At 52.8% G+C, this 23,164-nt stretch carries 22 protein-coding genes and 2 pseudogenes; 12 read left to right on the forward strand and 12 right to left on the reverse strand.

Annotated features, from left to right (window positions below):
* Positions 1 to 553: 553 nt before the first annotated feature.
* The 6 genes from ACETPC_RS01465 (at position 554) to oppF (ending at position 7,833) form a co-directional block, all read left to right on the forward strand.
* On the forward strand, positions 554 to 2,125 hold the full coding sequence (locus tag ACETPC_RS01465; protein ID WP_380178830.1) for an ABC transporter substrate-binding protein: 1,572 nt from the start codon (positions 554 to 556) through the stop codon (positions 2,123 to 2,125).
* Positions 2,126 to 2,273: 148 nt separating this feature from the next.
* Entirely contained in the window at positions 2,274 to 3,902 is a 1,629-nt protein-coding gene (gene oppA, locus ACETPC_RS01470) for an oligopeptide ABC transporter substrate-binding protein OppA (protein ID WP_380177937.1), read from the forward strand.
* Between the two features lie 76 nt (positions 3,903 to 3,978).
* Positions 3,979 to 4,899 (forward strand): oligopeptide ABC transporter permease OppB, encoded by a 921-nt coding sequence (gene oppB, locus ACETPC_RS01475; RefSeq protein ID WP_380177939.1) that lies wholly within the window; start codon positions 3,979 to 3,981, stop codon positions 4,897 to 4,899.
* A gap of 14 nt (positions 4,900 to 4,913) precedes the next feature.
* Complete coding sequence (oppC, locus tag ACETPC_RS01480) at positions 4,914 to 5,822, forward strand: oligopeptide ABC transporter permease OppC (RefSeq protein WP_380177941.1); 909 nt, start codon at positions 4,914 to 4,916, stop codon at positions 5,820 to 5,822.
* Between the two features lie 11 nt (positions 5,823 to 5,833).
* Complete coding sequence (locus ACETPC_RS01485) at positions 5,834 to 6,847, forward strand: ABC transporter ATP-binding protein (protein ID WP_380177943.1); 1,014 nt, start codon at positions 5,834 to 5,836, stop codon at positions 6,845 to 6,847.
* Positions 6,844 to 7,833, forward strand: coding sequence for a murein tripeptide/oligopeptide ABC transporter ATP binding protein OppF (gene oppF, locus ACETPC_RS01490; protein ID WP_380177945.1), 990 nt, complete (start codon positions 6,844 to 6,846; stop codon positions 7,831 to 7,833). The genes ACETPC_RS01485 and oppF overlap by 4 nt, the downstream gene beginning before the upstream one ends.
* Before the next feature lie 39 nt (positions 7,834 to 7,872).
* Here oppF and ACETPC_RS01495 read toward each other — a convergent pair whose 3' ends face one another.
* Entirely contained in the window at positions 7,873 to 8,196 is a 324-nt protein-coding gene (locus tag ACETPC_RS01495; protein ID WP_336140229.1) for an HI1450 family dsDNA-mimic protein, read from the reverse strand.
* 36 nt (positions 8,197 to 8,232) lie between these two features.
* A complete protein-coding gene (cls, locus tag ACETPC_RS01500) occupies positions 8,233 to 9,693 on the reverse strand; it encodes a cardiolipin synthase (protein WP_380177948.1) in 1,461 nt (486 codons plus the stop codon).
* A gap of 146 nt (positions 9,694 to 9,839) precedes the next feature.
* Between cls and ACETPC_RS01505 the strand changes: the two genes are divergently transcribed.
* Positions 9,840 to 10,013, forward strand: a complete 174-nt coding sequence (locus tag ACETPC_RS01505; protein WP_380177950.1) for a YciY family protein — start codon at positions 9,840 to 9,842, stop codon at positions 10,011 to 10,013.
* A gap of 54 nt (positions 10,014 to 10,067) precedes the next feature.
* Here ACETPC_RS01505 and ACETPC_RS01510 read toward each other — a convergent pair whose 3' ends face one another.
* Together ACETPC_RS01510 and ACETPC_RS01515 are read right to left on the reverse strand one after the other, a co-directional pair.
* Positions 10,068 to 10,166: a YoaK family small membrane protein gene (locus ACETPC_RS01510; protein ID WP_380177952.1), complete on the reverse strand. Its 99-nt coding sequence runs from the start codon at positions 10,164 to 10,166 to the stop codon at positions 10,068 to 10,070.
* 5 nt (positions 10,167 to 10,171) lie between these two features.
* On the reverse strand, positions 10,172 to 10,468 hold the full coding sequence (locus ACETPC_RS01515) for a YciI family protein (RefSeq protein ID WP_380177954.1): 297 nt from the start codon (positions 10,466 to 10,468) through the stop codon (positions 10,172 to 10,174).
* 189 nt (positions 10,469 to 10,657) lie between these two features.
* Between ACETPC_RS01515 and tonB the strand changes: the two genes are divergently transcribed.
* On the forward strand, positions 10,658 to 11,401 hold the full coding sequence (gene tonB / locus ACETPC_RS01520) for a TonB system transport protein TonB (RefSeq protein ID WP_380177956.1): 744 nt from the start codon (positions 10,658 to 10,660) through the stop codon (positions 11,399 to 11,401).
* 45 nt (positions 11,402 to 11,446) lie between these two features.
* Here tonB and yciA read toward each other — a convergent pair whose 3' ends face one another.
* Both yciA and ACETPC_RS01530 read right to left on the reverse strand, forming a co-directional pair.
* Entirely contained in the window at positions 11,447 to 11,866 is a 420-nt protein-coding gene (gene yciA, locus ACETPC_RS01525; RefSeq protein ID WP_380177958.1) for an acyl-CoA thioester hydrolase YciA, read from the reverse strand.
* Positions 11,867 to 12,006: 140 nt separating this feature from the next.
* Positions 12,007 to 13,494: a PLP-dependent aminotransferase family protein gene (locus tag ACETPC_RS01530; RefSeq protein WP_380177960.1), complete on the reverse strand. Its 1,488-nt coding sequence runs from the start codon at positions 13,492 to 13,494 to the stop codon at positions 12,007 to 12,009.
* A gap of 103 nt (positions 13,495 to 13,597) precedes the next feature.
* Here ACETPC_RS01530 and puuE point away from each other — a divergent pair, with 103 nt between their 5' ends.
* Together puuE and ACETPC_RS01540 are read left to right on the forward strand one after the other, a co-directional pair.
* A complete protein-coding gene (gene puuE, locus ACETPC_RS01535; protein WP_380177962.1) occupies positions 13,598 to 14,863 on the forward strand; it encodes a 4-aminobutyrate transaminase in 1,266 nt (421 codons plus the stop codon).
* Between the two features lie 281 nt (positions 14,864 to 15,144).
* Entirely contained in the window at positions 15,145 to 16,059 is a 915-nt protein-coding gene (locus ACETPC_RS01540) for a hypothetical protein (RefSeq protein WP_380177964.1), read from the forward strand.
* A gap of 137 nt (positions 16,060 to 16,196) precedes the next feature.
* Here ACETPC_RS01540 and ACETPC_RS01545 read toward each other — a convergent pair whose 3' ends face one another.
* Together ACETPC_RS01545 and ACETPC_RS01550 are read right to left on the reverse strand one after the other, a co-directional pair.
* On the reverse strand, positions 16,197 to 16,733 hold the full coding sequence (locus tag ACETPC_RS01545) for a septation protein A (RefSeq protein ID WP_380177966.1): 537 nt from the start codon (positions 16,731 to 16,733) through the stop codon (positions 16,197 to 16,199).
* A 57-nt stretch (positions 16,734 to 16,790) separates the two neighbouring features.
* Complete coding sequence (locus ACETPC_RS01550; RefSeq protein ID WP_380177968.1) at positions 16,791 to 17,516, reverse strand: YciC family protein; 726 nt, start codon at positions 17,514 to 17,516, stop codon at positions 16,791 to 16,793.
* A gap of 470 nt (positions 17,517 to 17,986) precedes the next feature.
* On the opposite strand from ACETPC_RS01550, the gene ompW reads away from it, so the two are divergent.
* Positions 17,987 to 18,622, forward strand: coding sequence for an outer membrane protein OmpW (gene ompW, locus ACETPC_RS01555; RefSeq protein WP_380177970.1), 636 nt, complete (start codon positions 17,987 to 17,989; stop codon positions 18,620 to 18,622).
* Between the two features lie 301 nt (positions 18,623 to 18,923).
* Here the strand turns inward: ompW and ACETPC_RS01560 are convergent, their stop codons facing one another.
* Complete coding sequence (locus ACETPC_RS01560) at positions 18,924 to 19,238, reverse strand: BON domain-containing protein (protein WP_380177972.1); 315 nt, start codon at positions 19,236 to 19,238, stop codon at positions 18,924 to 18,926.
* 118 nt (positions 19,239 to 19,356) lie between these two features.
* A pseudogene (locus ACETPC_RS01565) lies at positions 19,357 to 20,576 on the reverse strand (APC family permease).
* Between ACETPC_RS01565 and ACETPC_RS01570 the strand changes: the two are divergent.
* Positions 20,539 to 21,669: pseudogene (locus tag ACETPC_RS01570) on the forward strand (NAD(P)/FAD-dependent oxidoreductase); the annotation flags it as partial. The pseudogenes ACETPC_RS01565 and ACETPC_RS01570 overlap by 38 nt on opposite strands.
* 180 nt (positions 21,670 to 21,849) lie before the next feature.
* On the opposite strand, the gene ACETPC_RS01575 reads toward ACETPC_RS01570, so the two are convergent.
* Both ACETPC_RS01575 and ACETPC_RS01580 read right to left on the reverse strand, forming a co-directional pair.
* On the reverse strand, positions 21,850 to 22,329 hold the full coding sequence (locus ACETPC_RS01575) for a DUF943 family protein (RefSeq protein ID WP_380177974.1): 480 nt from the start codon (positions 22,327 to 22,329) through the stop codon (positions 21,850 to 21,852).
* Positions 22,322 to 23,122, reverse strand: a complete 801-nt coding sequence (locus tag ACETPC_RS01580; protein WP_380177976.1) for a DUF3289 family protein — start codon at positions 23,120 to 23,122, stop codon at positions 22,322 to 22,324. Before ACETPC_RS01580 ends, ACETPC_RS01575 begins: the two co-directional genes overlap by 8 nt.
* Positions 23,123 to 23,164 lie beyond the last annotated feature (42 nt).

Below are 23,164 nucleotides of genomic sequence, written 5' to 3' on the forward strand. Positions count from 1 at the left end.
GTTATTGCTCTTTATTGGTGCAATTATTATTGCAGCTTAACATAGCTCTGTTCATATTAATGTAATTACTGAAAATCACCGCTTTGTCACAACTTAAGCAGAAAATGTTATTTCTATAACAAACTATAATGATGTTACTCTTGCCTTTTATAAGGTTATTATCTAATTTTAACGCGTGAAGCAGATTATTGTTCTGTTTATCCGGCAATATTCAGGTGGTTTAAATAGATAATTGCCATTTTTACAGGCGCATAGCCGAATCATGCTTATTATTGTATATTTTTCAAAGGGATAAAAGATATTGATTGGTAAATAATAAGCGGCTTTCGGCGGAAGCTGCGAGCAATAAAGAGAATTGGTTAACATTTTTGCTATTTTAGCCTGGAGCGAAAACGTACCATCTGATAGGTTTTGCGGAACGCATTAAACCTGGCATCAGATGTGCAAAGCACTTTAACGCCCAATCTCTACGCCAGCTTTGTACAGAGGTAAAAAATTGTTGAAGAAAAAAGTAGGCAGTTCGCCTCTGAAACTGGCCGTCGCCGTCGGCGCCATTCTGGCTTCTCCCGGCCTTGTTGCCACGCCTGGTGATATTGCGCTGGCCCAACAACAGACAATCGTTATCAATAACGGCGGCGAAGTTTCAACGCTGGATCCGCAAAAGATCGAAGGCGTGCCGGAAAGCAACGTAGTCATAAACCTGCTGGAAGGGCTGGTCGCCACGGATAACAATGGCCGTACCGTGCCGGGCATCGCGGAGAGCTGGCGCAGCGAAGCAGACAAAGTCTGGACTTTTACGTTACGCAAAGCGTTCTGGAGCAACGGCGAGCCGGTTACTGCCGATGACTTCGTCTATAGCTGGCAGCGTCTGGCGGATCCGCAAACCGCTTCGCCCTACGCCAGCTATTTGCAATATGCACATATTGCCAACATCGACGATATTCTGGCGGGGAAAAAGCCGCCCTCAGAGCTGGGTATTCGCGCCCTTGACGAAAGCCATCTGCAAATTACGCTGAGCGAACCGGTGCCTTATTTTATCGCGCTGGCGGTCAACGCGGCATTAAAGCCGGTTAATCGTAAAGCCGTAGAGAAGTGGGGCGACCAATGGACGCAGCCGCAGCACTACGTCAGCAACGGCGCCTATACGCTTAGCGACTGGGTAATCAACGAGAAAATCGTCCTGAAGCGCAATCCGCATTATTGGGATAATGCGCATACCACTATTGAAACCGCTACTTTTCTGCCCATCTCGTCAGAAACCACCGACGTAAACCGCTATCGCAGCGGTGAAATCGATATGACCAACAGCGCGCTGCCGCCAGACCTTTTTCCCACACTGAAAAAAACGTTGGGTTCTCAGGTACACGTCAGTCCGCTGCTCTGCACCTTTTACTATGAGCTTAATAACAGAAAGCCACCTTTTGACGATCCGCGAGTACGCACTGCGGTTAAGCTAACCCTGGATCGCGATATTATTGCTGAAAAAATCATGGGTCAGGGCCAGATCCCGGCAGGGGGTTTTACGCCGCCTTACATCGACGGCGCCAGCCTGCCACCGCCGGATTGGATGAAGCTGACGCAGCAGCAGCGTAACCAGCAGGCAAAAAAACTGCTGAGCGAAGCGGGCTACAGTGCGGAAAAACCACTGCGCTTTAAGCTGCTTTACAACACTTCCGATTTAAACAAAAGGCAGGCTATTGCCGCGGCTTCTATGTGGCAGAAAAATCTGGGCGCGCAGGTCACGCTGGATAACCAGGAGTGGAAAACCATGCTGGATACGCGCCATCAGGGCAATTTCGATGTGGCTCGCGCTACCTGGTGCGCCGACTACAACGAACCTTCCACCTTTCTGAACATCATGCAGACCCGCTCTTCCAGCAATACGGCTTTTTATCACAGCGAAAAATTTGATGCGTTGCTGGCAAAAGCGTTGGCTACATCTGACGCAGCACAGCGCGCAAGGCTTTATCAGCAGGCTGAACAACAGCTGGATCGCGATTCCGCCATCGTGCCGGTCTACTACCGCGTCAGCGCCAGGCTAATCAAGCCCTGGGTAGGCGGTTTTACCGGTAAAGATCCGCAGGACCAGCCGAATATAAAATATTTCCACATCATAAAGCACTGATTTGTATGGAAGGTAGTAATTAAAAGGGTGATAGCAGCCAGGGTAAATAAAAAATGGCCGTAGCGCATTCGTTCCGCGTTACAGGCCCGGGCCCGGCAGACAGGGACAGCAAAAACGTCCCGGTAATAATAAAAACTGGAGTAGTAAAATGAACAACATCACGAAAAGAAGCCTGCTGGCGCTGGGCATTATCGGCGCGTTAAGTAGTATGGCTACGGCAGCAACCGTGCCCGCTGGCGTGCAGCTTGCCGCTAAGCAAGAGTTAACCAAAGGCAACGGTGACGAAGTGCAGTCGCTGGATCCGCATAAAATTGAAGGCGTGCCGGAATCCAACGTCAGCTACGATCTGCTGGAAGGTTTGCTGATTAACGATCCGAACGGCCATTCCATTCCCGGCGTGGCGGAAAGCTGGGAAAACAAAGACGGCAAAGTCTGGACCTTCCATCTGCGCAACACGGCTAAGTGGTCAAACGGCGAGCCGGTAACGGCGCAGGATTTCGTCTATAGCTGGCAGCGTCTGGCCGATCCGAAAACCGCCTCGCCTTACGCCAGCTATCTGCAATATGGTCATCTTGAAAATATCGACGACATTATTAGCGGCAAGAAAAAGCCCGACCAGCTGGGCGTGAAAGCGCTGGATGCACATACGCTGCAGGTGACGCTAAGCGAATCCGTACCTTATTTCTATAAGCTGCTGATCCATCCTTCTATGTCGCCGGTTTACAAACCAGCCGTTGATAAGTTCGGCGAAAAGTGGACGCAGCCTGAGAATTGGGTCGGCAACGGCGCCTTTAAGCTTCAGGAGCATATTATCAACGAGCGTATTGTGGTGGTGCGTAACCCGCAATACTGGGATAACACCCATACCGTGCTGGATAAAGTGACTTTCCTGCCGATCCCGTCTGAAGTAAACGATGTTAACCGCTATTTCAGCAACAACGGCAGCGATATGACCTATACCAATCTGCCGATTGAGCTGTTTAAAAAGCTGCAAAAAGAGAATCCAAAAGAGCTGCGGGTCGATCCTTATCTCTGTACCTACTATTACGAAATCAATAACCAAAAAGCGCCGTTTAACGATGTTCGCGTGCGTACCGCGCTGAAGCTGGGCCTGGACCGCGATATCATGGTCAACAAAGTGCTGGCGCAGGGGCAGCAGCCTGCGTGGAGCTATACGCCGCCAGCGATTGACGGTGCCGACCTGGTGAAACCAGAATGGGTTAACTGGTCGCAGGAAAAGCGTAACGAAGAAGCGAAAAAACTGCTGGCAGAAGCGGGCTACAGCGCCGATAAGCCGCTGACCTTCGAGCTGCTTTACAACACTTCCGATCTGCATAAAAAACTGGCTATCGCCGCGGCTTCCATCTGGAAGAAGAACCTGGGCGTCAATATCAGACTGAATAACCAGGAGTGGAAAACTTTCCTGGATACCCGCCACCAGGGCAATTTTGATATCGCCCGCGCGGCATGGTGCGCGGATTACAACGAACCGACCTCGTTCCTGAACACCATGCTCTCCGACAGCAGCAACAACACTTCCCACTATAAATCGCCAGCTTTCGACAAAATTATCGCCTCGGCGATGGCAGCCAGCGATGAAGCGGCCCGCAGCAAAGCCTATACCCAGGCGGAGCAGCAGCTGGATAAAGATTCGGTTATCGCGCCGGTGTTCTACTACGCCAACACGCGGCTGGTGAAGCCTTACGTCGGCGGCTACACCGGTAAAGATCCGCTGAACAATCTCTACGATAAAAATCTCTATATCATCAAACACTAAAAAATCGGGGGAAGGAAAGCTTCCCCCACGGAACACTTTTGAGCAGTGCTGAAGCACAGGCCAGCAGGTACGGGCAATGTTAAAATTTATCTTTCGTCGTTTTCTGGAAGCGATTCCGACGTTATTAATCCTGATTACTATCTCCTTCTTTATGATGCGCCTCGCGCCGGGCAGCCCTTTTACCGGCGAACGCACGCTGACGCCCGAAGTGATGGCGAACATAGAAGCCAAATACCACCTAAACGATCCGATCTGGAAACAGTATCTCTCCTATCTGAACCAGCTGGCGCACGGGGATTTCGGGCCGTCTTTTAAATATAAAGACTACTCGGTGAACTATCTGGTCGGGCATGCTTTTCCGGTCTCCGCCAAACTTGGCCTGGCGGCTTTTATCCTGGCGATTGTGCTGGGTGTAACGGCGGGGGTCATTGCGGCGCTGAAACAAAACAGCAAATGGGATTTTCTGGTGATGGGCATTGCTATGACTGGCGTGGTAATACCCAGCTTCGTAGTAGCGCCGCTGCTGGTACTGGTATTCGCTATCGTGCTGAAGTGGCTGCCGGGAGGCGGCTGGAACGGCGGGGCGATCCAGTACATGATCCTGCCGATGGTGGCGCTGTCGCTGGCCTATATCGCCAGTATCGCCCGCATTACGCGCGGCTCAATGATTGAAGTGCTGCACGCTAACTTCATCCGCACTGCGCGCGCTAAAGGGCTGCCGATGCGCCGCATTATTTTCCGCCATGCGCTGAAGCCAGCGATGCTGCCGGTGCTTTCCTACCTTGGCCCGGCCTTTGTCGGCATTATTACCGGCTCAATGGTAATAGAAACCATCTATGGCCTGCCGGGTATCGGCCAGCTGTTTGTTAACGGCGCGCTCAACCGCGACTACTCGCTGGTGCTTAGCCTGACCATTCTGGTTGGCGTACTGACCATTCTTTTTAACGCGATCGTTGACGTGCTCTATGCGGTTATCGATCCGAAAATTCGTTATTGATTCCGGAGCTCGCCATGATACTGAGTAAGAAAAACAGCGAAGCTCTCGACGCCTTCAGCGAAAAGCTGGAGGTCGAAGGCCGTAGCCTGTGGCAGGACGCTCGCCGTCGCTTTATTCACAACCGCGCGGCGCTGGCCAGCCTGACAGTGCTGGTACTGATAGCGCTTTTCGTTATTTTCGCGCCCATGCTTTCATCCTTCACCTACGACGACACCGACTGGGGCATGATGTCGAGCGCACCCGATATCGCTTCCAAACACTATTTCGGCACAGATTCATCGGGACGCGATCTGCTGGTGCGCGTGGCAATCGGCGGCCGTATCTCATTAATGGTCGGCATCGCTTCCGCGCTGGTGGCGGTGCTGGTCGGCACGCTTTACGGCTCGCTGGCTGGCTATCTGGGCGGCAAGGTCGATTCAGTGATGATGCGCCTGCTGGAAATCCTTAACTCCTTTCCGTTTATGTTCTTTGTGATCCTGCTGGTGACCTTTTTTGGCCGTAATATCCTGCTGATCTTCGTGGCGATTGGCCTGGTCTCCTGGCTGGATATGGCGCGTATCGTGCGCGGCCAGACGCTGAGCCTCAAGCGCAAAGAGTTTATCGAGGCAGCTCATGTCGGTGGCGTTTCCACCGCCAGCATTGTGCTGCGCCATATAGTGCCTAACGTGCTGGGCGTAGTGGTGGTTTACGCCTCGCTGCTGGTGCCGAGCATGATCCTGTTTGAATCCTTCCTGAGCTTTTTAGGTCTGGGCACCCAGGAGCCGCTAAGCAGCTGGGGCGCGCTGCTTAGCGATGGCGCCAACTCGATGGAAGTCTCGCCGTGGCTGCTGCTGTTCCCGGCCGGTTTTCTGGTGGTAACGCTGTTCTGTTTCAACTTTATCGGCGATGGCCTGCGCGATGCCCTCGACCCGAAAGATCGTTAAGGAGTATGCCGATGAACGTTACACAATTACGGCCAGAAATGGCGAAAAAAGCGGCCGGTGAACTGCTGCTGTCGGTTAAGGATCTGCGGGTCACTTTTACCACGCCAGATGGCGACGTCACCGCCGTGAACGATCTTAATTTCGATCTGCGGGCGGGCGAAACCCTGGGCATCGTGGGGGAATCCGGTTCCGGCAAATCGCAGACAGCCTTCGCGCTGATGGGGCTGCTGGCCAGCAACGGCCGTATCGGTGGCTCGGCGTGCTTTCGCGGCAACGAGATCCTTAACCTGCCGGAAAAGCAGCTTAATCGCCTGCGGGCTGAAGAAATCGCGATGATTTTCCAGGATCCCATGACCTCGCTCAATCCCTATATGCGCGTCGGCGAGCAGCTAATGGAGGTTTTACAGCTGCACAAAGGCATGAGCAGCGCGCAGGCCTTTGAGGAATCGGTACGCATGCTGGATGCAGTGAAAATGCCGGAGGCGCGCAAGCGGATGAAAATGTATCCGCACGAGTTTTCCGGCGGCATGCGGCAGCGCGTGATGATTGCGATGGCGCTGCTGTGCCGTCCCAAACTGCTGATTGCCGATGAGCCGACTACGGCGCTGGACGTTACCGTGCAGGCGCAGATTATGACGCTGCTCAACGATCTGAAAAGAGAGTTCAACACCGCCATTATCATGATTACGCACGATCTGGGCGTAGTGGCCGGTATTTGCGATCGCGTGCTGGTGATGTACGCCGGGCGCACGATGGAATACGGCAAGGCCCGTGACATCTTCTACCAGCCGACCCATCCTTATTCTATTGGCCTGCTAAACGCGGTGCCGCGTCTGGATGCGGAAGGCGAGTCGCTGACCACGATTCCGGGTAATCCGCCTAACCTGCTGCGTTTGCCGAAAGGCTGTCCGTTCCAGCCGCGCTGCCCGCATGCGATGGAAATCTGCGCCACTATGCCGCCATTGACGCCTTTTGGTCAGGAACGACTGCGCGCCTGCTTTAAACCCGCGGAGGAGCTGGTATGAATAAGAACGTGCTGTTGGAAATCGCCGATCTTAAAGTGCACTTCGCGATAAAAGACGGCGGCCAGTGGTTCTGGCAGCCGCCGAAAACGCTGAAGGCGGTAGACGGCGTCAGCCTGCGCCTGTATGAGGGCGAAACGCTGGGTGTGGTAGGCGAATCCGGCTGCGGCAAGTCGACGCTGGCCCGCGCCATTATCGGCCTGGTTAAAGCAACGGAAGGGCGCGTAGCCTGGCTGGGTCGGGATCTTTTAGGACAAAGCGAAGAAGAGTGGCGCAAAGCGCGCAGCGATATTCAGATGATTTTTCAGGATCCGCTGGCATCGCTGAATCCGCGCATGACCATTGGCGATATCATTGCCGAACCCTTGCGCACCTATCATCCCAAAATGGCGCGTCAGGAAGTTAAAGAGCGCGTTAAGACGATGATGATGAAGGTAGGCTTGCTGCCGAATCTGATTAACCGCTACCCGCACGAGTTTTCCGGCGGTCAGTGTCAGCGTATCGGCATTGCGCGCGCGCTGATCCTTGAGCCTAAATTGATTATCTGTGATGAGCCGGTCTCCGCGCTGGATGTCTCCATTCAGGCGCAGGTAGTAAATCTGCTGCAACAGCTACAGCGGGAAATGGGACTCTCGCTGATATTCATCGCCCACGATCTGGCGGTGGTGAAACATATCTCCGATCGCGTACTGGTAATGTACCTGGGGCATGCGGTAGAGCTGGGCACTTACGACGAGGTTTATCACAATCCTCAGCACCCTTATACCCGCGCACTGATGTCGGCGGTGCCAATCCCGGATCCCGATTTGGAAAAAAACAAGGTGATACAGCTGCTGGAAGGGGAGCTGCCTTCGCCAATTAATCCGCCTTCGGGCTGCGTATTCCGCACTCGCTGTCCGATAGCCGGACCGGAATGCGCAAAAACCCGTCCGCTGCTGGAAGGCAGTTTCCGCCATGCGGTATCCTGCCTGAAGGTGGATCCGCTTTAAGAGAAAGCTAAACCGCAGCCTTGCGCTGCGGTTTAACTGTTATTCACGCCACAGAATATGGCAAAGCTTGTGGTCTTTTTCGCGGCACAGCAGCACGCGGGCGAAGATATCGGTAACCGGATCTTCCTCGCTCTCGCCCAGGCCAATTACCACTTCCGCAAAGAAATCCGGATTCAGATCGAAATCCACATGCTCGGCCCAGTCTTCAGCAGGATCGTGCAGTTCTGCGCCGCCGCGCTCTTCAAACTGCAGATTGAAAAGAAGAATATCGGCCGGATCGAGATTGTCGCCCGCCAGCTCCAGAAAAATATCGTAGGCCTGTTCCAGGGTTTCATCTTCGGTAAGGCGGTTGTTTAAATCCATAAAGTTTCCCATAGTGCGCGCATAATCCCGCCCCTTTTACAACAACGGGCTAAAGAAGTAAAACAGTCGTTCCACAATACGCTGCCACCAGGCGCGGCGCGACCACTGTTTAGCGTCCAGCAGCCTTGAGCGGGCGATATAATCATCCTGCACGTGTGCCAGATCGCTGCCGAAGCCATCATCGTCAATCACCAAAGTAATTTCAAAATTCAGCCACAGGCTGCGCATATCCAGATTAACCGTGCCGACCAGGCTAAGCTGCCCGTCCACCAGCACGCTTTTGGTATGCAGCAGACCGGCTTCAAACTGATAAATTTTTACGCCCGCTTCCAGCAGCTCTGCAAAAAAAGCGCGGCTTGCCCAGCCAACCAGCAGCGAATCGTTATGTCTTGGCACGATAATGCTCACCTCTACACCGCGTAGTGCCGCCGTGCAGATAGCATGCAGCAGATCGTCGCTGGGGACGAAATAGGGCGTGGTCATAATCAGCTGCTCACGAGCCGAATAAACGGCGGTCAGCAGCGCCTGGTGAATTAAATCTTCCGGGAAGCCGGGCCCCGAGGCGATCACCTGAATGGTGTGGCCGCTTTCCTGCTCGAACGGCATGATAGTGCCGTCCGGCGGCGGCGGCAGAATGCGCTTGCCGGTTTCTATCTCCCAGTCGCAGGAGTAAATAATGCCCATGGTGGTCGCTACCGGGCCTTCCATACGCGCCATCAAATCAACCCACTGGCCGACGCCTGCATCCTGTTTAAAATAACGTGGATCGACCAGATTCATGCTGCCGGTATAGGCGATGTAATTGTCGATCAGCACCACTTTGCGGTGCTGTCGCAAATCCATACGGCGCAAAAACACGCGCAGCAGGCTTACCTTCAGCGACTCTACAACATCGATCCCGGCGTTACGCATCATGGCGGGCCAGTCGCTGCGGAAAAACTGTACGCTACCGGCTGAATCCAGCATCAGTCGGCAGTGAACGCCACGCCGCGCCGCGGCCATCAATACTTCGGCCACCTCGTCCGCCATGCCGCCAGGCTGCCAGATATAGAAAACCATCTCGATATTATGGCGGGCCAGCTGGATATCGCGGATCAACGCCTGCATGGTCTCGTCCGTCGAGGTCAACAGCTGTAGCCGATTGCCTTTTACTCCGGCGATGCCCTGGCGGTTTTCGCAAAGCTGGAACAGGGAACGCGCCACATCACTGTTATCGTGAGCAAAGATGGTGTGACAGGACTTCAGGTCATTCAGCCATTTGGCGGTAGAAGGCCACATGGTGCGCGCGCGCTCGGCACGCCGCTTACCTAAATGTAGCTCGCCGAAAGAGAGATAGGCGACGATACCCACCAGAGGCAGAATATAAATAATCAGCAGCCAGGCCATGGCGGAAGTCACCGCACGACGCTTCATCAGAATGCGCAGCGTAACCCCGGCAATCAATAGCCAGTAACCAAACAGCAGCAGCCAGCTAATTAAAGTATAAAAAGTCGTCATAAAAGCGGAAGTCCCGTTCACCTCTGATTACAGGAGTTTACGTGCAGATTGGGGCGGACGAAACCTTTTCCTTAACAGATCGGACTTGGCCTGCGGCGAGAAGTCTTTATAATGCGGCGCCAGTTTTGGCAAGCAAAGAGGGTAGTATGAGACGGAGTAGAAATGAAGTCGCACGCTGGCGCATGTCGCGTCAAATTCAGCGCCGCCGGGCGCGCTGGCTGGAAGGCCAGGGCAGACGCTACGGCCGCATGCACGCCATTCGCCACCAGCTAAGCCAGCAGCAGCGTCGTTCTATTCTTTTTATTACCCAGATAGTCTGAGCGCAAAAAATACCCGGCATCGCGCCGGGTCGTGTTTCTCTGCCGCGCTGAGCCTTACTGCCCAGGCATCCAGGCGCCGCTGGCGATAAACCAGACCAGCAATACCGCGCCTGCAATACCCACCGCGGCCGGGAAGAGATAGCCGATTTTCATCAGAATTAAAATACCCGCTTAAAGGGCTTAACCGCTACCTGCTTATATACGCCTGCGGCGAAGTAGGGATCGTCCTGCGCCCAGGATTGCGCCTCTTCCAGCGAAGAAAACTCGGCAATTACCGTCGAGCCGGTAAACCCCGCCACGCCAGGCTCATTGCTGTCCACTGCCGGCATTGGGCCAGCGATAATCAGGCGGCCTTCATCCTGTAAAAGCTGTAAACGTGCCAGATGAGCGGGACGCACCGCCTGACGCTTTTCCAGTGAATCCGCGTTATCTTCTGCATAAATTACGTAGAGCACGTTAACTCCTGTCGATCGCTAATAATTGGCGATCACGTTAAGTCATCGTCCGCTAATTCGCAAATGAAAGATGAATCGGGCGACCGGAAGGAACTTTCTGACAAAAAAACGCCCGAAAAGAGGTGAGTTGTTGAAACTGATTGCTATTTGCATTTAAACTTACGCTTCAACTTTTACCGCAGAAAGATTATGACGACGCTGACAGAACCTTCTTTGCCCCGCCGCATTTCGCTTCCGACGCTGTTTTCCGTAGGCCTGCACGCCGTGGTGATTGGCGGCATACTCTATGCTTCTTTTCATCAGGTTGTGGAAGTGCCGAAAGCGTCGCAGCCCATCAGCGTCTCTCTGGTCGCGCCGGAAGTGCAGCCGGAGCCGCAGCCTGCGCCTCAGCCCGCGCCGGAACCGGTAGCAGAGCCAGAGCCGGAACCTGAGCCCGTGCCGGAACCCGAGCCGCCAAAAGCGGAACCGGTGCCGATCCCTAAACCCGTGCCGAAGCCAAAGCCGAAACCCAAACCGAAAAAGGAAGTGGTAAAGCCGAAGAAAGAGGTCAAGCCGCGTGAAGAGCCACGTCAGGCCGCGCCGCTGAATAATGACCGCACGGCTACGGCGACTAAGCCTTCCACCGCGCCGAAAACTTCAGTCGCGCCTTCTACGGCGGTATCGAGCGGGCCAAAAGCGCTAAGCGTCGGCAAGCCTGCCTATCCTTCACGCGCCTTCGCGCTGCGTCTGGAAGGACATGTACGCGTACAGTTTGATGTGGACAGTTCAGGTCAGGTTGGCAACATCCGTATTTTGGAAGCCGAACCGCGCAATATGTTTGAGCGAGAGGTTAAAACCGCCATGCGCAAATGGCGCTATGAGGCAGGCAAGCCGGGTAAAGATCTTAAAATAAATATCGTCTTTAAAATCAATGGCGGCAGCAGCATTGAGTAAAGATTGAAAAACGGGAGCGATACTGCTCCCGTTTTACTTATCAGCTTACGCTTCGCTAAAGTGACTTTTCTCTGGCGGCAGCGGGCGCGCTTTGCCTTCGCCGTCCACGGCGACATAAATAAATACCGCCTCCGTGGTGCAATAGCGCTGACCAATCGGCTCCGAAGAAACCTTTTTTATCCAGACTTCTACATTAATAGTAATAGAGCTGCTTCCGGTGCGAATACAGCGGGCGTGGCAGCTTACGACATCACCTACCGCTACGGGTTTCAGAAAAGTCATCCCGTCAACGCGCACCGTTACTACGCGGCCGCCAGCAATCTCTTTCGCCAGAATAGCGCCGCCCATATCCATCTGCGACATCAGCCAGCCGCCGAAGATATCGCCGTTGGCATTGGTATCCGCAGGCATAGCCAGCGTGCGCAGCACCATTTCGCCCTGCGGCAGTCGTTGTTCGTCGCTCATTATTTTGCTTCCAGATTGAAAATGACGGCCCGAATCTTGTCGGGCGCTATATTGTTTTATTGTCCGGGCCTGCAGTAAAAGACGGCTCAGATTTTTTTGATTCTATTTAATAACGGGCGGGCTGACAACCAGACATAATTTCAACATCGCGGCTTTTTCTCCTGCTCTTTAATAATGGCAGCCAGCCGGAGAAAGGCGGACTCCAGTTCGCGCTCTTGCATATGGGCAAAGCCCATCAGCAGCCCTCGATCGCTTGCGCTGCCCATAAAATAACGTGAGAGCGGACGAACCAGCAGACCTTGCTGATTAGCCTGCTGTGCCACGGCAGCGTCGTCACAGTTTTCAGGAAGTTGCAGAATTAAATGCAGGCCGGCGTTACTGTTATAGCGGCCCAGATAGTCCTGGCCAAGTAGCCGGGTGATCAGGGCGACCAGCATCTGTCGGCGGCGGCCATAAAGCTGACGCATCTTGCGGATATGTGCCGCATAATAGCCTTCGCCGATAAACTCGGCCAGCGCCGCCTGAACCTGCAAATGGCCGCCGCGATAAAGTTCGCTATGCATTTTTTTCAGCGGCGTGGCGATGGCTTTTGGCAGCACGACATAGCCCAGTCTGAGCGCGGGGTAGAGAGTCTTGCTAAAGGTACCGACATAAATAACCGGGCTGTTTTCCTCCAGCCCCTGCAAAGAAGGAACAGGCTGACCGGAAAAGCGAAATTCGCTGTCATAATCATCTTCCACAATCCAGCTACGGGTTTCTCTTGCCAGCGAAAGTAGCGCCTGTCTGCGGCCCAGGCTCATCACCGAACCCAGGGGGTATTGATGTGACGGTGTCACAAAAAGCAACTTTGGCGCTGGCGCCTGACGGCGCTCGGCAATCAAACCCTGTTCATCAACGGCTATCGGAACAGGCTCGACTGCATTCATTCTCAAAATATTTTTTATGCCCCAGTAGCCGGGTTCTTCCGTCCACGCGATATCGCCCGGATTGCACAAAGAGCGCGTAACCAAATCCAAAGCCTGATGGATGCCTTCAGTAATAAGGATCTGGTCGGGCGAACAACGAACGCCGCGAGCGGTGCGCAGGTAATCCGTTAACGCCAGCTTAAGCGAATCCGCGCCGCCGGTAGAATCGTAGCTAAGATGCTGCGGTAAGGCCTGGCGTGTCTGGCGGTCATAAAATTTTTTCAATACACGATGGGGGAAATTCACTACGTCCGGCACGCCGGGAAGAAAAGCGCCCCATTGCTGCGGGCTTGCGCTGGCATGCTCAAGCAAATCAAGGCAGCGCGCCGATAGCGCCGGAGGATCCTCTGACGCCGTCTCGTCCATACCCGTAATGCTTCTTGCGTCAAGGTTATCAAGAACGCTGTGCGTCACAAAGGTGCCGCTGCCGGTAAGCGAAGAAACATAGCCTTCTGCCTGGAGTTGCTCGTAAACCCGGAGAACCGTATTGCGCGACAGCTCCAGCTCTTCCGCCAGATCGCGCGTTGGTGGCATACGTGCAGATGGCGGCAAATTTCCTGCCAGAATAGCGCTGCTTATCGCTTGATAAAGCCGCTTATGCAGTTTTTGCCCGCTACTCTGGAAAAAAGCCTGCCTGATAACATCTCCGGCCAGTGAACGCATTTGGATCCTAAAAATAAAACAATTTGGCTCTCGATTAAGGTACCAAACGCTGCCAGATTGATTAGCGTAAAGCAACTAAATTGTAGCGGGATGAGGGAATATTATGAGCAACAAGCAACTCCAGCAGCGTCGCCTGAGCGCCACTCCACGTGGCGTAGGCGTAATGTGTGATTTTTACGCCAGCTCGGCCGAGAACAGCACGCTAACGGATATCGAAGGCAACCAGTATATCGATTTTGCGGCGGGCATCGCGGTGCTCAACACCGGACACCGCCATCCTCGTCTACTCAAGGCGATGGAGCAGCAGCTGCAAGCTTTTACCCATACGGCTTATCAAATCGTCCCTTATGAAAGCTATGTCTCGCTGGCCGAAAAAATCAATGCGGCCGCGCCGATAAAAGGGCCGTTGAAAACCGCCTTTTTCTCTACGGGCGCAGAAGCGGTGGAGAACGCCATCAAAATTGCGCGTGCGCATACCGGCCGTCCGGGCGTCATTGCTTTCAGCGGCGGTTTCCACGGCCGTACTTACATGACTATGGCGTTGACCGGCAAAGTAGCGCCTTATAAAAAGGGATTTGGCCCTTTCCCGGGCTCGGTTTACCACGTTCCTTATCCTTCTGACCTGCATAATATTACGACGGCCGATGCCGTAACCGCTATTGAGCGCCTGTTTAAAGCCGATATTGAGGCGAGTCAGGTGGCGGCGATTATCTTCGAACCGGTACAGGGCGAAGGCGGCTTTAACGTAGCGCCACCGGAGCTGGTGGCCGCGGTCCGCCAGATTTGTGATGATAACGGCATCGTCATGATTGCCGATGAGGTGCAAAGCGGCTTTGCCCGTACGGGAAAACTTTTCGCCATGAACCATTATGCGCATCAGCCGGATTTAATGACGATGGCTAAAAGCCTGGCGGGTGGTATGCCGCTGTCCGGCGTTGTGGGCAAAGCGGAAATTATGGATGCACCTGCGCCTGGCGGTTTAGGCGGCACCTATGCCGGTAACCCCATGGCCGTTGCCTCAGCGCATGCGGTACTGGAGATCATCGAAGATGAAAAACTTTGCCAGCGTGCGGACGCATTAGGAGAACGCCTGCGGCTGGCGCTGACGGATTGCCGTGAAATTTGCCCGGAGCTGGTTGAGGTGCGGGGATTAGGTTCAATGATTGCGGCTGAATTTTGCGATACCCAAACGGGTAAGCCTGCCGCTGAAGTCGCACAGCGGATCCAGCAACGCGCGCTTGCGCAGGGGCTGTTGCTGCTGACCTGCGGCCAGTCGGGCAATGTTATCCGGTTCCTTTATCCTCTGACCATTCCGGATGCTCAGTTTGCTGCCGCGCTGAAAATTATTCGCTCGGCAATGGCAGGCTAAATACCTTGATAAGAAACCGGCGGTGAGGCGCAGTGAAAAAACCTCATCCGCCGGAATAATATGATTAAGTCTTACTAAATTAGCTGAAAAATCAAAATTGCAAGTGCAAACCAACTTACTGAAAAGATTTTGTTCCAAAATGGTTAAGGATCTCTACGCTTAATATAATGGCTTCACGGCTGGTTAAGATATAAAGAGCTAAATTTACTTGTCGCTAAAAGGAAACGGAAGTAGGGTTAAAGGTCGCCAGAATAAAAACCCATCTCTACAGGAGATTCTTTATGTTAACTATTTCAGGTAAATCAGCCGATGTTATTAAGAATTTTTCTTCGGAGGCTGTAAAGCAAAAGTTGGAAAAAACATTTTCACCCGCGTTGAAGCAAGTAGCTAATGCCAATGATAAAACGACCCTGAGGCACTCTGCGCCTGCTGTTTTTAGAGTAAAGGCGCAAATAGCACCGCCATCCTTACGGCTTCAGCAATTGATAGACAACCATAATGCAAGGCGGTGTATGAGAACTGCTAACCGCTTATCCCCGGCAGAAAATGCCGGTGTGAGGGAAAAAAACACTATCCCGACCGACGACAGGAAAAGCATAAAAACTGTAGCACTAACGGATAATACTTTGGATGAATCCCGCTCTCGCCTGAAAGATTACCCGAAGCTTGAATCCCCTTCGTTAGTGAAAAATACGCTGGTCGCCAACGGGCGTAAAAACCAATCAGACGACCATAACTCTCAATCCACCACCTGCCGTTTAGAGCAAGAAATCTCTCAGTGCCGCCCGGAATTGAAATCTAAAAACTATGCCGAGGCGAAAAGAAAATATAATGATTTTATAAATGTTGCTACCCGAACTTTGGTGCTGCTGGAAAAAGTTGCTAAAGAAAATGAACTTGAGTTACAGGATGCTGGTAAAGATAACAAAGGTGAAGATTGTATTAATAAGCTCAGGAGTGAAAATAATAAAGAATTATTTATCCTTGCGGACAAGTTGGTGGATAATATGAATAAGTATTCAGAAAATCTTAAAAAAGTTGAGTTTCGTAATGAGTTTTTTCCCGCTCAGGACAAGCCCAAAGTAAAAGCGCTCAGAGATACCACGAAAGTATTCATTAAAAGGATCCTGTCCGGAATAGAAAACCTGCAGCTCAGGCCGCAACATCAACAATCGGCAGGGACAGCCGCATATTGACCTGAATCTGCCCGTATCGCGGTCAGGTCTGATGTAGCGCAGCGGGTCTCAGCCGGTGCGCTACATCATATCTTAACTTTTCTGTCTCACGGATTTACTTCTTTAATGCTGCTCCGGTATCGCGCAATAGCGCACGGCTATTTCTCTTCCTGCGGCATCAGACGCCAGATATAAACGCCGCTGAGCAGCGTAAACAGTAGCGTCAGGATGGTCAGGCCAAAGACTTTGAAATTGACCCAGACCGCCTGCGGCAGCCAGAAAGCGACGTAGATATTCGCCAGACCGCAGGCCAGGAAAAAGATCGCCCAGGCTACGTTGAGCCTGCGCCAGGCGGGCGGCGGCAGCGTCAGTTCTTTACCCAGCATGCTCTGAATCAGCGTTTGCTTCATCCAGAACTGGCTGTAAAGCAGGGCGGCGGCGAACAGCGTATAAATGACCGTGACTTTCCACTTAATAAACTCATCATTATGGAACACCAGCGTCAGCGTGCCGAAAACGGCCACCAGCACAAAGGTGACGATAGTCATTTTTTCCAGTTTGCGGTAGAGCAGCCAGCTGGCTACCAGCGCCAGCGCGGTAGCGACAATCAGCGCGCCCGAAGCGACGAAAATGTCGTAGAGCTTATAAAAGACAAAAAAGACCACGAGAGGAAGAAAATCGAGTAACTGCTTCATAATGACATCCGGTTATCAGATTACAGTATTGGCTGCGCCCGCAGACGCAGCGACTGATTAACGTAACAGCATATAAAGACGGCTGAGATAAATAACCAATACTGCCGACACGATATTGCTAAGCGCGTTCAGCAGCACCGAAGTTACGTTAGCAGGCAGTACGGTCAGCGATGAGGCCATCAGCAATACCGCCAGCTTAGCCAGCAGCCACAGCAGAATAGCCGGCGCTACGACCCTGATATGACGCCAGGCCAGCCGCGAGCTGGCGCGCATTGAGGCGAACAGGCCGATTTTTTCCGAGGTCAGGATCATCGGCGACAGTGCCAGCAGCACCATAAAGATAATGCCCGGCACCATCAGCGCCATAAAGCCCAACTGGACAATGAGCGTCATCAGAAACACCAGCGGCAGCAGGCGCAGCAGCATCGGCGCGGAAACGCCAATAGCACGCAGCGCGCTGACGCGCTCCCCAGCGGATACCATTGGGATCAGGCTAAGCATAGCGCCCAGCAGCAGCGTATTGCCAACCAGCGAAGCGAAAGAGCCTGCTGCGGAAGCGTGCAGCAGCACCTGCTGCTGTTCCGGCGTTAAGGTACGTACCCACTCCAGCAGGCTCCCCGTATTGTTATCCGCTCCTGTAAGCGCGGACATATCCGGCGTCAGGGCGTGGCCGATCAAAACCGTAATAAAAGAGGTCAACAGCGCGATCAGCACGATGGTAATGAGCTGATGGCGAAAGAAATTTCCCGTGTCACGGTATAGAGAAGCCGCCGTGAATGACATGTACACTCCTTGAAAGCCGAATTTAGCGATCCGGCGATTGTACATGGTCTTAAGCCAACCTGGCACCCTGGCTTACATAACTTTCGTTTTGCCTGCCGCCGTGCCGCAGAATTAATAACCAGACGGCGGCAAACCTCTTCTTAACGGCAAAACAGTGACCACTTTTGGTTCAAAATCTGGCCGGATTCTTCCTGACCCTGACAGTAACGGGGAATTTTCCACGGGCGGTAAAAGCAATCTGCCGGGCTGAGTAAATTTTATAAGCAGCGGGACAAATTGATCTGCGTCCGAAATCCTGACTTAATTTTTATTAATGAATAATATTATTATTGATCCAGATCAATGTTTTGTCTTTTAGCGACTTCCTGACAAGATATTTAAGTGAACTTTTTGAAAATAAAGATAAAGTTAGCCCGGAAAAATTGAGGGCTGAGCAGTTGAGCTTAATTTCACCTTGCAAAGGAGTGGTTATGAAAATTTCAGCATTGGCGCTGATCGTGGTGGCGGCGCTGCCGGTAGCGGCATCAGCGCATCAGGCAGGCGATTTCTTTATGCGTGCAGGTTCCGCAACCGTACGCCCGACTGGCGGCTCGGATAATGTGCTGGGGTTAGGAGAGTTCGATATTGATAACAATACCCAGCTGGGCCTGACTTTCACCTACATGGTGACGGATAACTTCGGGGTGGAGCTGCTGGGCGCGACGCCGTTTCGTCATAAAGTCGGTCTGGCTTCGACGGGCACTTTAGCTACGGTGCGCCAGCTGCCGCCAACCTTAATGGCACAGTGGTATTTTATGGGTAACAACAGTAAGCTGCAGCCCTATGCGGGCATCGGCGTTAATTACACCATGTTCTATGATACCGATTTCAATGAAACCGGCCGCACGGCGGGGCTTAGCAACCTGAGCGTGAAAAACAGCTGGGGCATCGCGGGACAGGTGGGTCTGGATTATCAGCTAACGCCGGACTGGATGCTGAACGCCTCGCTGTGGTACATGAATATCGATACCAAAGTGCGCTTTGACGCTGCGGGCGCCGGACGCCAGAGCATCGACACCCATATCAATCCGTTCGTCTTCTTCTTTGGCGCAGGCTACCGTTTCTGATTGCCTGTTGCAGACAGCAAAAAGGCGCATACGCTGCGCCTCAGGCTGCTGACAAAGCTACAAAAGCTCAGGTGAACATCTGTTTTTTACAGCAACTCCGCAGCTTTATGGCGGCAGAGGCTGAGCGGATAAGCGGACCGTTTGGCGCATGGACGCGCCAACCGAGCCTACATGGAAGTATTTACGGCGTGTCCGTGTTCCGATCTGCCTCTGCTGCTCTGTCACTGATTTAAACGCGACCAGGGGTTTGTCATCAACCTCAGGCGCATACGCTGCGCCTTTTGTCGTTAATTCAGAAAACCTACTTAATCTGCATATTATTCACTACCGACTTCACGCCTTTCACGCTGCGGGTGACCTGCACGGCACGGCTGGCCATCTGCGCAGAGCTAACAAAACCGCTTAGCTGCACGCGTCCTTTGAAGGTTTCTACATTGATTTCACGTGATTTCAGCGCTTCATCATTCAGCAGCTGCGTTTTAACCTTAGTGGTGATTACCGTATCGTCAATATAGCCGCCGGTGCCTTCCTGCTTCGCCGTTGGCGCACACGCGCTGACGGAAATAGCCACTACGGCTGCGATAACCACACCCGCTAACATTTTAAAAAGCTTCATGGTAAATCTCCCTTTTATTCCTGAATGGCCTTGGCCGTTATCACAGATTCGCTCTGTAAAAGAAGCGTAGACCGGGAGAAAGGATTTGCCACAAGGTGGCGAAAAAATAGCGGCTTACTTATCTGTCGCATGCTTTTACTCTGACGCCACGTCTTAGCGACAGCCCATAGCCAGGCAGCGCGCAGGCGGCGATTAGCCAGGGGATGAGTTTGACCGCTTCTGACTGATTGCCGCTCAGCGACTGTAAATTATTCACTACCAGGATAATGGTTGCGCCCATGCAAAATATTGAAGCCAGCGGCGCCCAGAACACCAGCAGGCAGCTGCCCGGCCTGCTGCGAAAAAAGACGATCACGGCGGCAGAAACGCCCAGCTGTAAAATCAGAATGCAAAGCGTGGCGACAGCCGAACCTGTAGCGAAAATATGCGTCACGGGATCCAGCCCGGCGCTGCCCAGTCCCGCCAGCAGCAGGAGCAGAATCACGCTGTGAAGATGGCTGGCGTTATGCGGCGTGCCGTTGGTGGGATGTGTTTGACAAAGCTTTTTCCAGATCAGGCCGTCGCGGCTTATGCTGAAAAGATAGCGCGAAATATTATTGTGAAAAGCCAGCGCGGCGGCAAACAGGCTGGTGATCAACAAAATGGTCATGGTTTCTACTGCCCATTGACCTACGTACTGGCGTGTAATAGCAAAAACGAAATTGCCGGGATCCTGACGGGCGATAGCAACAATGCGGTCAAATCCGTACGCCTGTACCAGCGCCCAGCTGGTAAAGCAAAAAAGCCGGTGATCAGCAGCAGCGCGCAAAGAGTGGCGCGCGGCACGGTCTTATGCGGATCGCGGCACTCTTCGGCGTAAATAGCGGTCGATTCGAAACCGATAAAGGCGGCGATGGTAAAAATAAAGGCGATACCGAGATTACCGTGCAGAAACACAGCAGGTTCGAAAGAGTGAAAATTATAGGGCCCGGCCTTTTTAAGCAGCAGCATTACATCCGTCAGCAGGACGATAGCTACTTCCGCCAGCATCAGAACGCCCAGCAGCTTACCGCCTATCTCAACGCGTTTTACACCCAGTATCCAGGCGATTAGCGCAAACACCATACTCAGCGCCCACCAGGGGAGAGTGGCGTGCCAATGCGCCGCCAGAAACTGCTGCATAAAAAAACCGAGCATAGCGATGACCGCAACCTGAATGGCGAAATAGGCTATCAACGCCACTACCGAGGCTGAAGCGCCCCAGTTTTACCCCAGGCCATCAGAAATATAGGTGTAAAAAGCGCCGGAGTTACTGACGTAACAATCTTCGCGTAACCTGGGTTGGATCCGTAAAACCAGCCGTGCAGCGGAAGATATTCCACTGGCGCAGGCAGCGGATCGCCTGTGGGCGGGCATGGCTGCGCGTGTGGGGGATGACGTAGGCTATCGGCAGGCAGGCATCATTTTTATTGCCCGTAACGAAGCGCAGATGGCGCAGCATGAAAGCTGGTTGCGTGGCGCAAAGTATACCGGAGTAGATACGCGCCTGCTTAGCCATGAAGAAATTGCTCGCCAGGTGCCGGGAGGTGCCAGCCCATGGGCTGGCGGTATATATACGCCATCGGATGGCCGCGCCGAGCCAACGCTTGCCGCAAGCGCTATTGCCAAAGCGGCTATAGCTAAAGGGGCGGTTATTATTGAACAGTGCGCGGTGCGGGAGATTGCTACCAGCAACGGCAGAGTGAGCGGCGTGGTGACGGAACGCGGTGAAATCCGCTGCGAACAGGTATTGCTCGCGGCAGGCGTCTGGTCGCGTCGCTTTCTCGGTAATATGAACATCAATCTGCCGACGCTGCCGCTGATCTGCTCGGTATTGCGAACCAAACCGCTGGCCGGGCCGACAGCAGCGGCGGTAGGCGCGCCAGATTTTTCATTCCGCCAGCATCGGGACGGTGGATTTATCGTGACGCAGCGCGGCGCGCTGGATGCGCCGCTGACGCTGGATCATTTGTTAATCGGCACGCGCTATCTGCCGCAGCTTCGCCAGGCGCGCGACAATTTACGAATTTCATTCGGCAACTATTTTATCAAGGACCTGGCGCTGGGCCGACGCTGGCAGGCAACAGCCAAAACGCCTTTTGAACGAGTGCGCACGCTCAATCCCAAAGCCAATCCGAAGTTAAATAAAGAGGCGCTTAACAATCTGCAGGCGGCCTGGCCAGTGTTCCGTAAGGCGCAGATTGCCGAGGCCTGGGCGGGCGTTATCGATGTGACGCCGGATTCAACGCCGGTAATCGGGCCGGTTGCCGCGCTGCCCGGCCTGATGCTGACGACAGGGTTCTCCGGGCATGGCTTTGGGACTTCACCCGCGGCAGGCGAGCTGGCGGCGGATCTGCTTAGCGGCACCACGCCGCTGGTGGATCCGACGCCTTATCGTTTTGCGCGTTTTTAAAATTTGTTAAGGGCGGCGTGGTGTTATACACGGTCAGCTTAGTCACCAAATGCTGTAGTGACGGGCTGGCTTTATATTTGGCCTGCGGCAAAAGCACATAGCGTAGCGTTTTCAACCGTTTGGCTATACGCCAGCGGATCGGAAAAGGAGAGTGCTGGCGTAATAAAAAGAAAAAAGCAGCTATTCGTCAGGAACCAGAATAGTCTTGCCGTCCGGCGTTTCTATGTATTCTTCATCGCCTACATCAATAAAAACTTTATTGGTCAGGTCTCCCGCAATCGAAAACGCGGTCTCTTTTTTTATGCAGGGTTTCTCATCTTTGCGCGCTTCGTCGCAAACATAGTCATCTTCGGCCACGCGAGCGATAAAGTTATCGTGAGGCTGTTTTTCCCAGCCATCGCCGAAATTCATAACAGGAACATTGAAGAAGCCTTTATCGGGAATAAGATGATACTTATTCATCAGGTTCTCTTTATTAGCCCGCCACCACGCAAGCTTGCCTTCTTTACAGCAGGGCGGATTTTTGACAAAAACAAGGCCGCCAAAAACCGCGACGGTTTCACTTTGTTGGGTGCAGGGGTAAAAATGAACGCTCAGCCAGGCAACCAGGATCAGAGCCAGGACGATAAGAGTATATTTCGACTTCAGACGCTTAAGCATTATTGACTCCTGTCACGGTTACACGCGCCTCCATATTTGTAAAAAAAGGCTTGTATGCCAAGAGCTTATAGCGCTGTAGTACAAACCATACTCTGAAAAACAGTAAATATTTAAATCTTGAGTCCTGAATATCTGTTGTGTCCAGGCCAAAATGATCCTGAGCCTGATAATGCAGCACGGCGGTAAATTTATTGCCGGAAAATTTCAAAGACTCCAGCCTGATCCTGGTGCTGTTAATGCCATGAATACTGAGACCTAACCCATTTATGCAATCGACCAACCTGTTGAATCTGGGAAGATGAGCCTTAATGAAGTTACTGCTAAAATTATTTTTACTCAAACCTGAGTCCCAGTTATTAAATCTTTTTAAGATATCAAGAATAAGCATTTTAGCGCTACTTTCGGCGTTATCGCACTCAATCATTCGCTGGTACGCCTGATTTATCAGCGGATCCTGAAAAGCTTCGCCGTCGCCATACTGAAAATGAGTAAGCATACGCTGGATGGTTTGGGCATAAGGGCCTCCTAATGCAAAGCGGCCTGCTTCAAAATGCAGCTGTTCAAACAGGATAGCGGCGGCCTGAGTGCGGTTAAGCGTGGGCATAGCGCTATAAGAAGGAAAGCTGAGTTTTTTAAAGGAATAAGGGTCTACCCTGTTAGATACGGCAATAAGACCATATCTTTGTTTAAGCACCTCTGCCGACATATCACCGCATTGCATATCATCAGCGCTATAGTCATTAAAAGGGTTTCTGCTGCGGAAAATTTCCAGCGGTTGTGCGATCCCACGCATAAGTTCATCCTTGTTAAATTTAACTCCTGAAGTATGAAAACC

It is taken from the genome of Pantoea sp. sgz302252, assembly GCF_042610525.1.
Classification (GTDB): Bacteria; Pseudomonadota; Gammaproteobacteria; order Enterobacterales; family Enterobacteriaceae; genus Erwinia.

Excerpts from the sequence above, each read along its gene's own strand:
- oppA (WP_380177937.1), top strand. The coding sequence starts at position 2,274 with ATGAACAACATCACGAAAAGAAGCCTGCTGGCGCTGGGCATTATCGGC.
- oppC (WP_380177941.1), top strand. The coding sequence starts at position 4,914 with ATGATACTGAGTAAGAAAAACAGCGAAGCTCTCGACGCCTTCAGCGAA.
- yciA (WP_380177958.1), bottom strand. The coding sequence starts at position 11,866 with ATGAGCGACGAACAACGACTGCCGCAGGGCGAAATGGTGCTGCGCACG.
- tonB (WP_380177956.1), top strand. The coding sequence starts at position 10,658 with ATGACGACGCTGACAGAACCTTCTTTGCCCCGCCGCATTTCGCTTCCG.
- ACETPC_RS01530 (WP_380177960.1), bottom strand. The coding sequence starts at position 13,494 with ATGCGTTCACTGGCCGGAGATGTTATCAGGCAGGCTTTTTTCCAGAGT.
- ACETPC_RS01505 (WP_380177950.1), top strand. The coding sequence starts at position 9,840 with ATGAGACGGAGTAGAAATGAAGTCGCACGCTGGCGCATGTCGCGTCAA.
- ACETPC_RS01485 (WP_380177943.1), top strand. The coding sequence starts at position 5,834 with ATGAACGTTACACAATTACGGCCAGAAATGGCGAAAAAAGCGGCCGGT.
- ompW (WP_380177970.1), top strand. The coding sequence starts at position 17,987 with ATGAAAATTTCAGCATTGGCGCTGATCGTGGTGGCGGCGCTGCCGGTA.
- puuE (WP_380177962.1), top strand. The coding sequence starts at position 13,598 with ATGAGCAACAAGCAACTCCAGCAGCGTCGCCTGAGCGCCACTCCACGT.
- ACETPC_RS01575 (WP_380177974.1), bottom strand. The coding sequence starts at position 22,329 with ATGCTTAAGCGTCTGAAGTCGAAATATACTCTTATCGTCCTGGCTCTG.
- oppF (WP_380177945.1), top strand. The coding sequence starts at position 6,844 with ATGAATAAGAACGTGCTGTTGGAAATCGCCGATCTTAAAGTGCACTTC.
- ACETPC_RS01495 (WP_336140229.1), bottom strand. The coding sequence starts at position 8,196 with ATGGATTTAAACAACCGCCTTACCGAAGATGAAACCCTGGAACAGGCC.
- ACETPC_RS01545 (WP_380177966.1), bottom strand. The coding sequence starts at position 16,733 with ATGAAGCAGTTACTCGATTTTCTTCCTCTCGTGGTCTTTTTTGTCTTT.
- cls (WP_380177948.1), bottom strand. The coding sequence starts at position 9,693 with ATGACGACTTTTTATACTTTAATTAGCTGGCTGCTGCTGTTTGGTTAC.
- ACETPC_RS01510 (WP_380177952.1), bottom strand. The coding sequence starts at position 10,166 with ATGAAAATCGGCTATCTCTTCCCGGCCGCGGTGGGTATTGCAGGCGCG.
- ACETPC_RS01580 (WP_380177976.1), bottom strand. The coding sequence starts at position 23,122 with ATGCGTGGGATCGCACAACCGCTGGAAATTTTCCGCAGCAGAAACCCT.
- ACETPC_RS01540 (WP_380177964.1), top strand. The coding sequence starts at position 15,145 with ATGTTAACTATTTCAGGTAAATCAGCCGATGTTATTAAGAATTTTTCT.
- oppB (WP_380177939.1), top strand. The coding sequence starts at position 3,979 with ATGTTAAAATTTATCTTTCGTCGTTTTCTGGAAGCGATTCCGACGTTA.
- ACETPC_RS01550 (WP_380177968.1), bottom strand. The coding sequence starts at position 17,516 with ATGTCATTCACGGCGGCTTCTCTATACCGTGACACGGGAAATTTCTTT.
- ACETPC_RS01560 (WP_380177972.1), bottom strand. The coding sequence starts at position 19,238 with ATGAAGCTTTTTAAAATGTTAGCGGGTGTGGTTATCGCAGCCGTAGTG.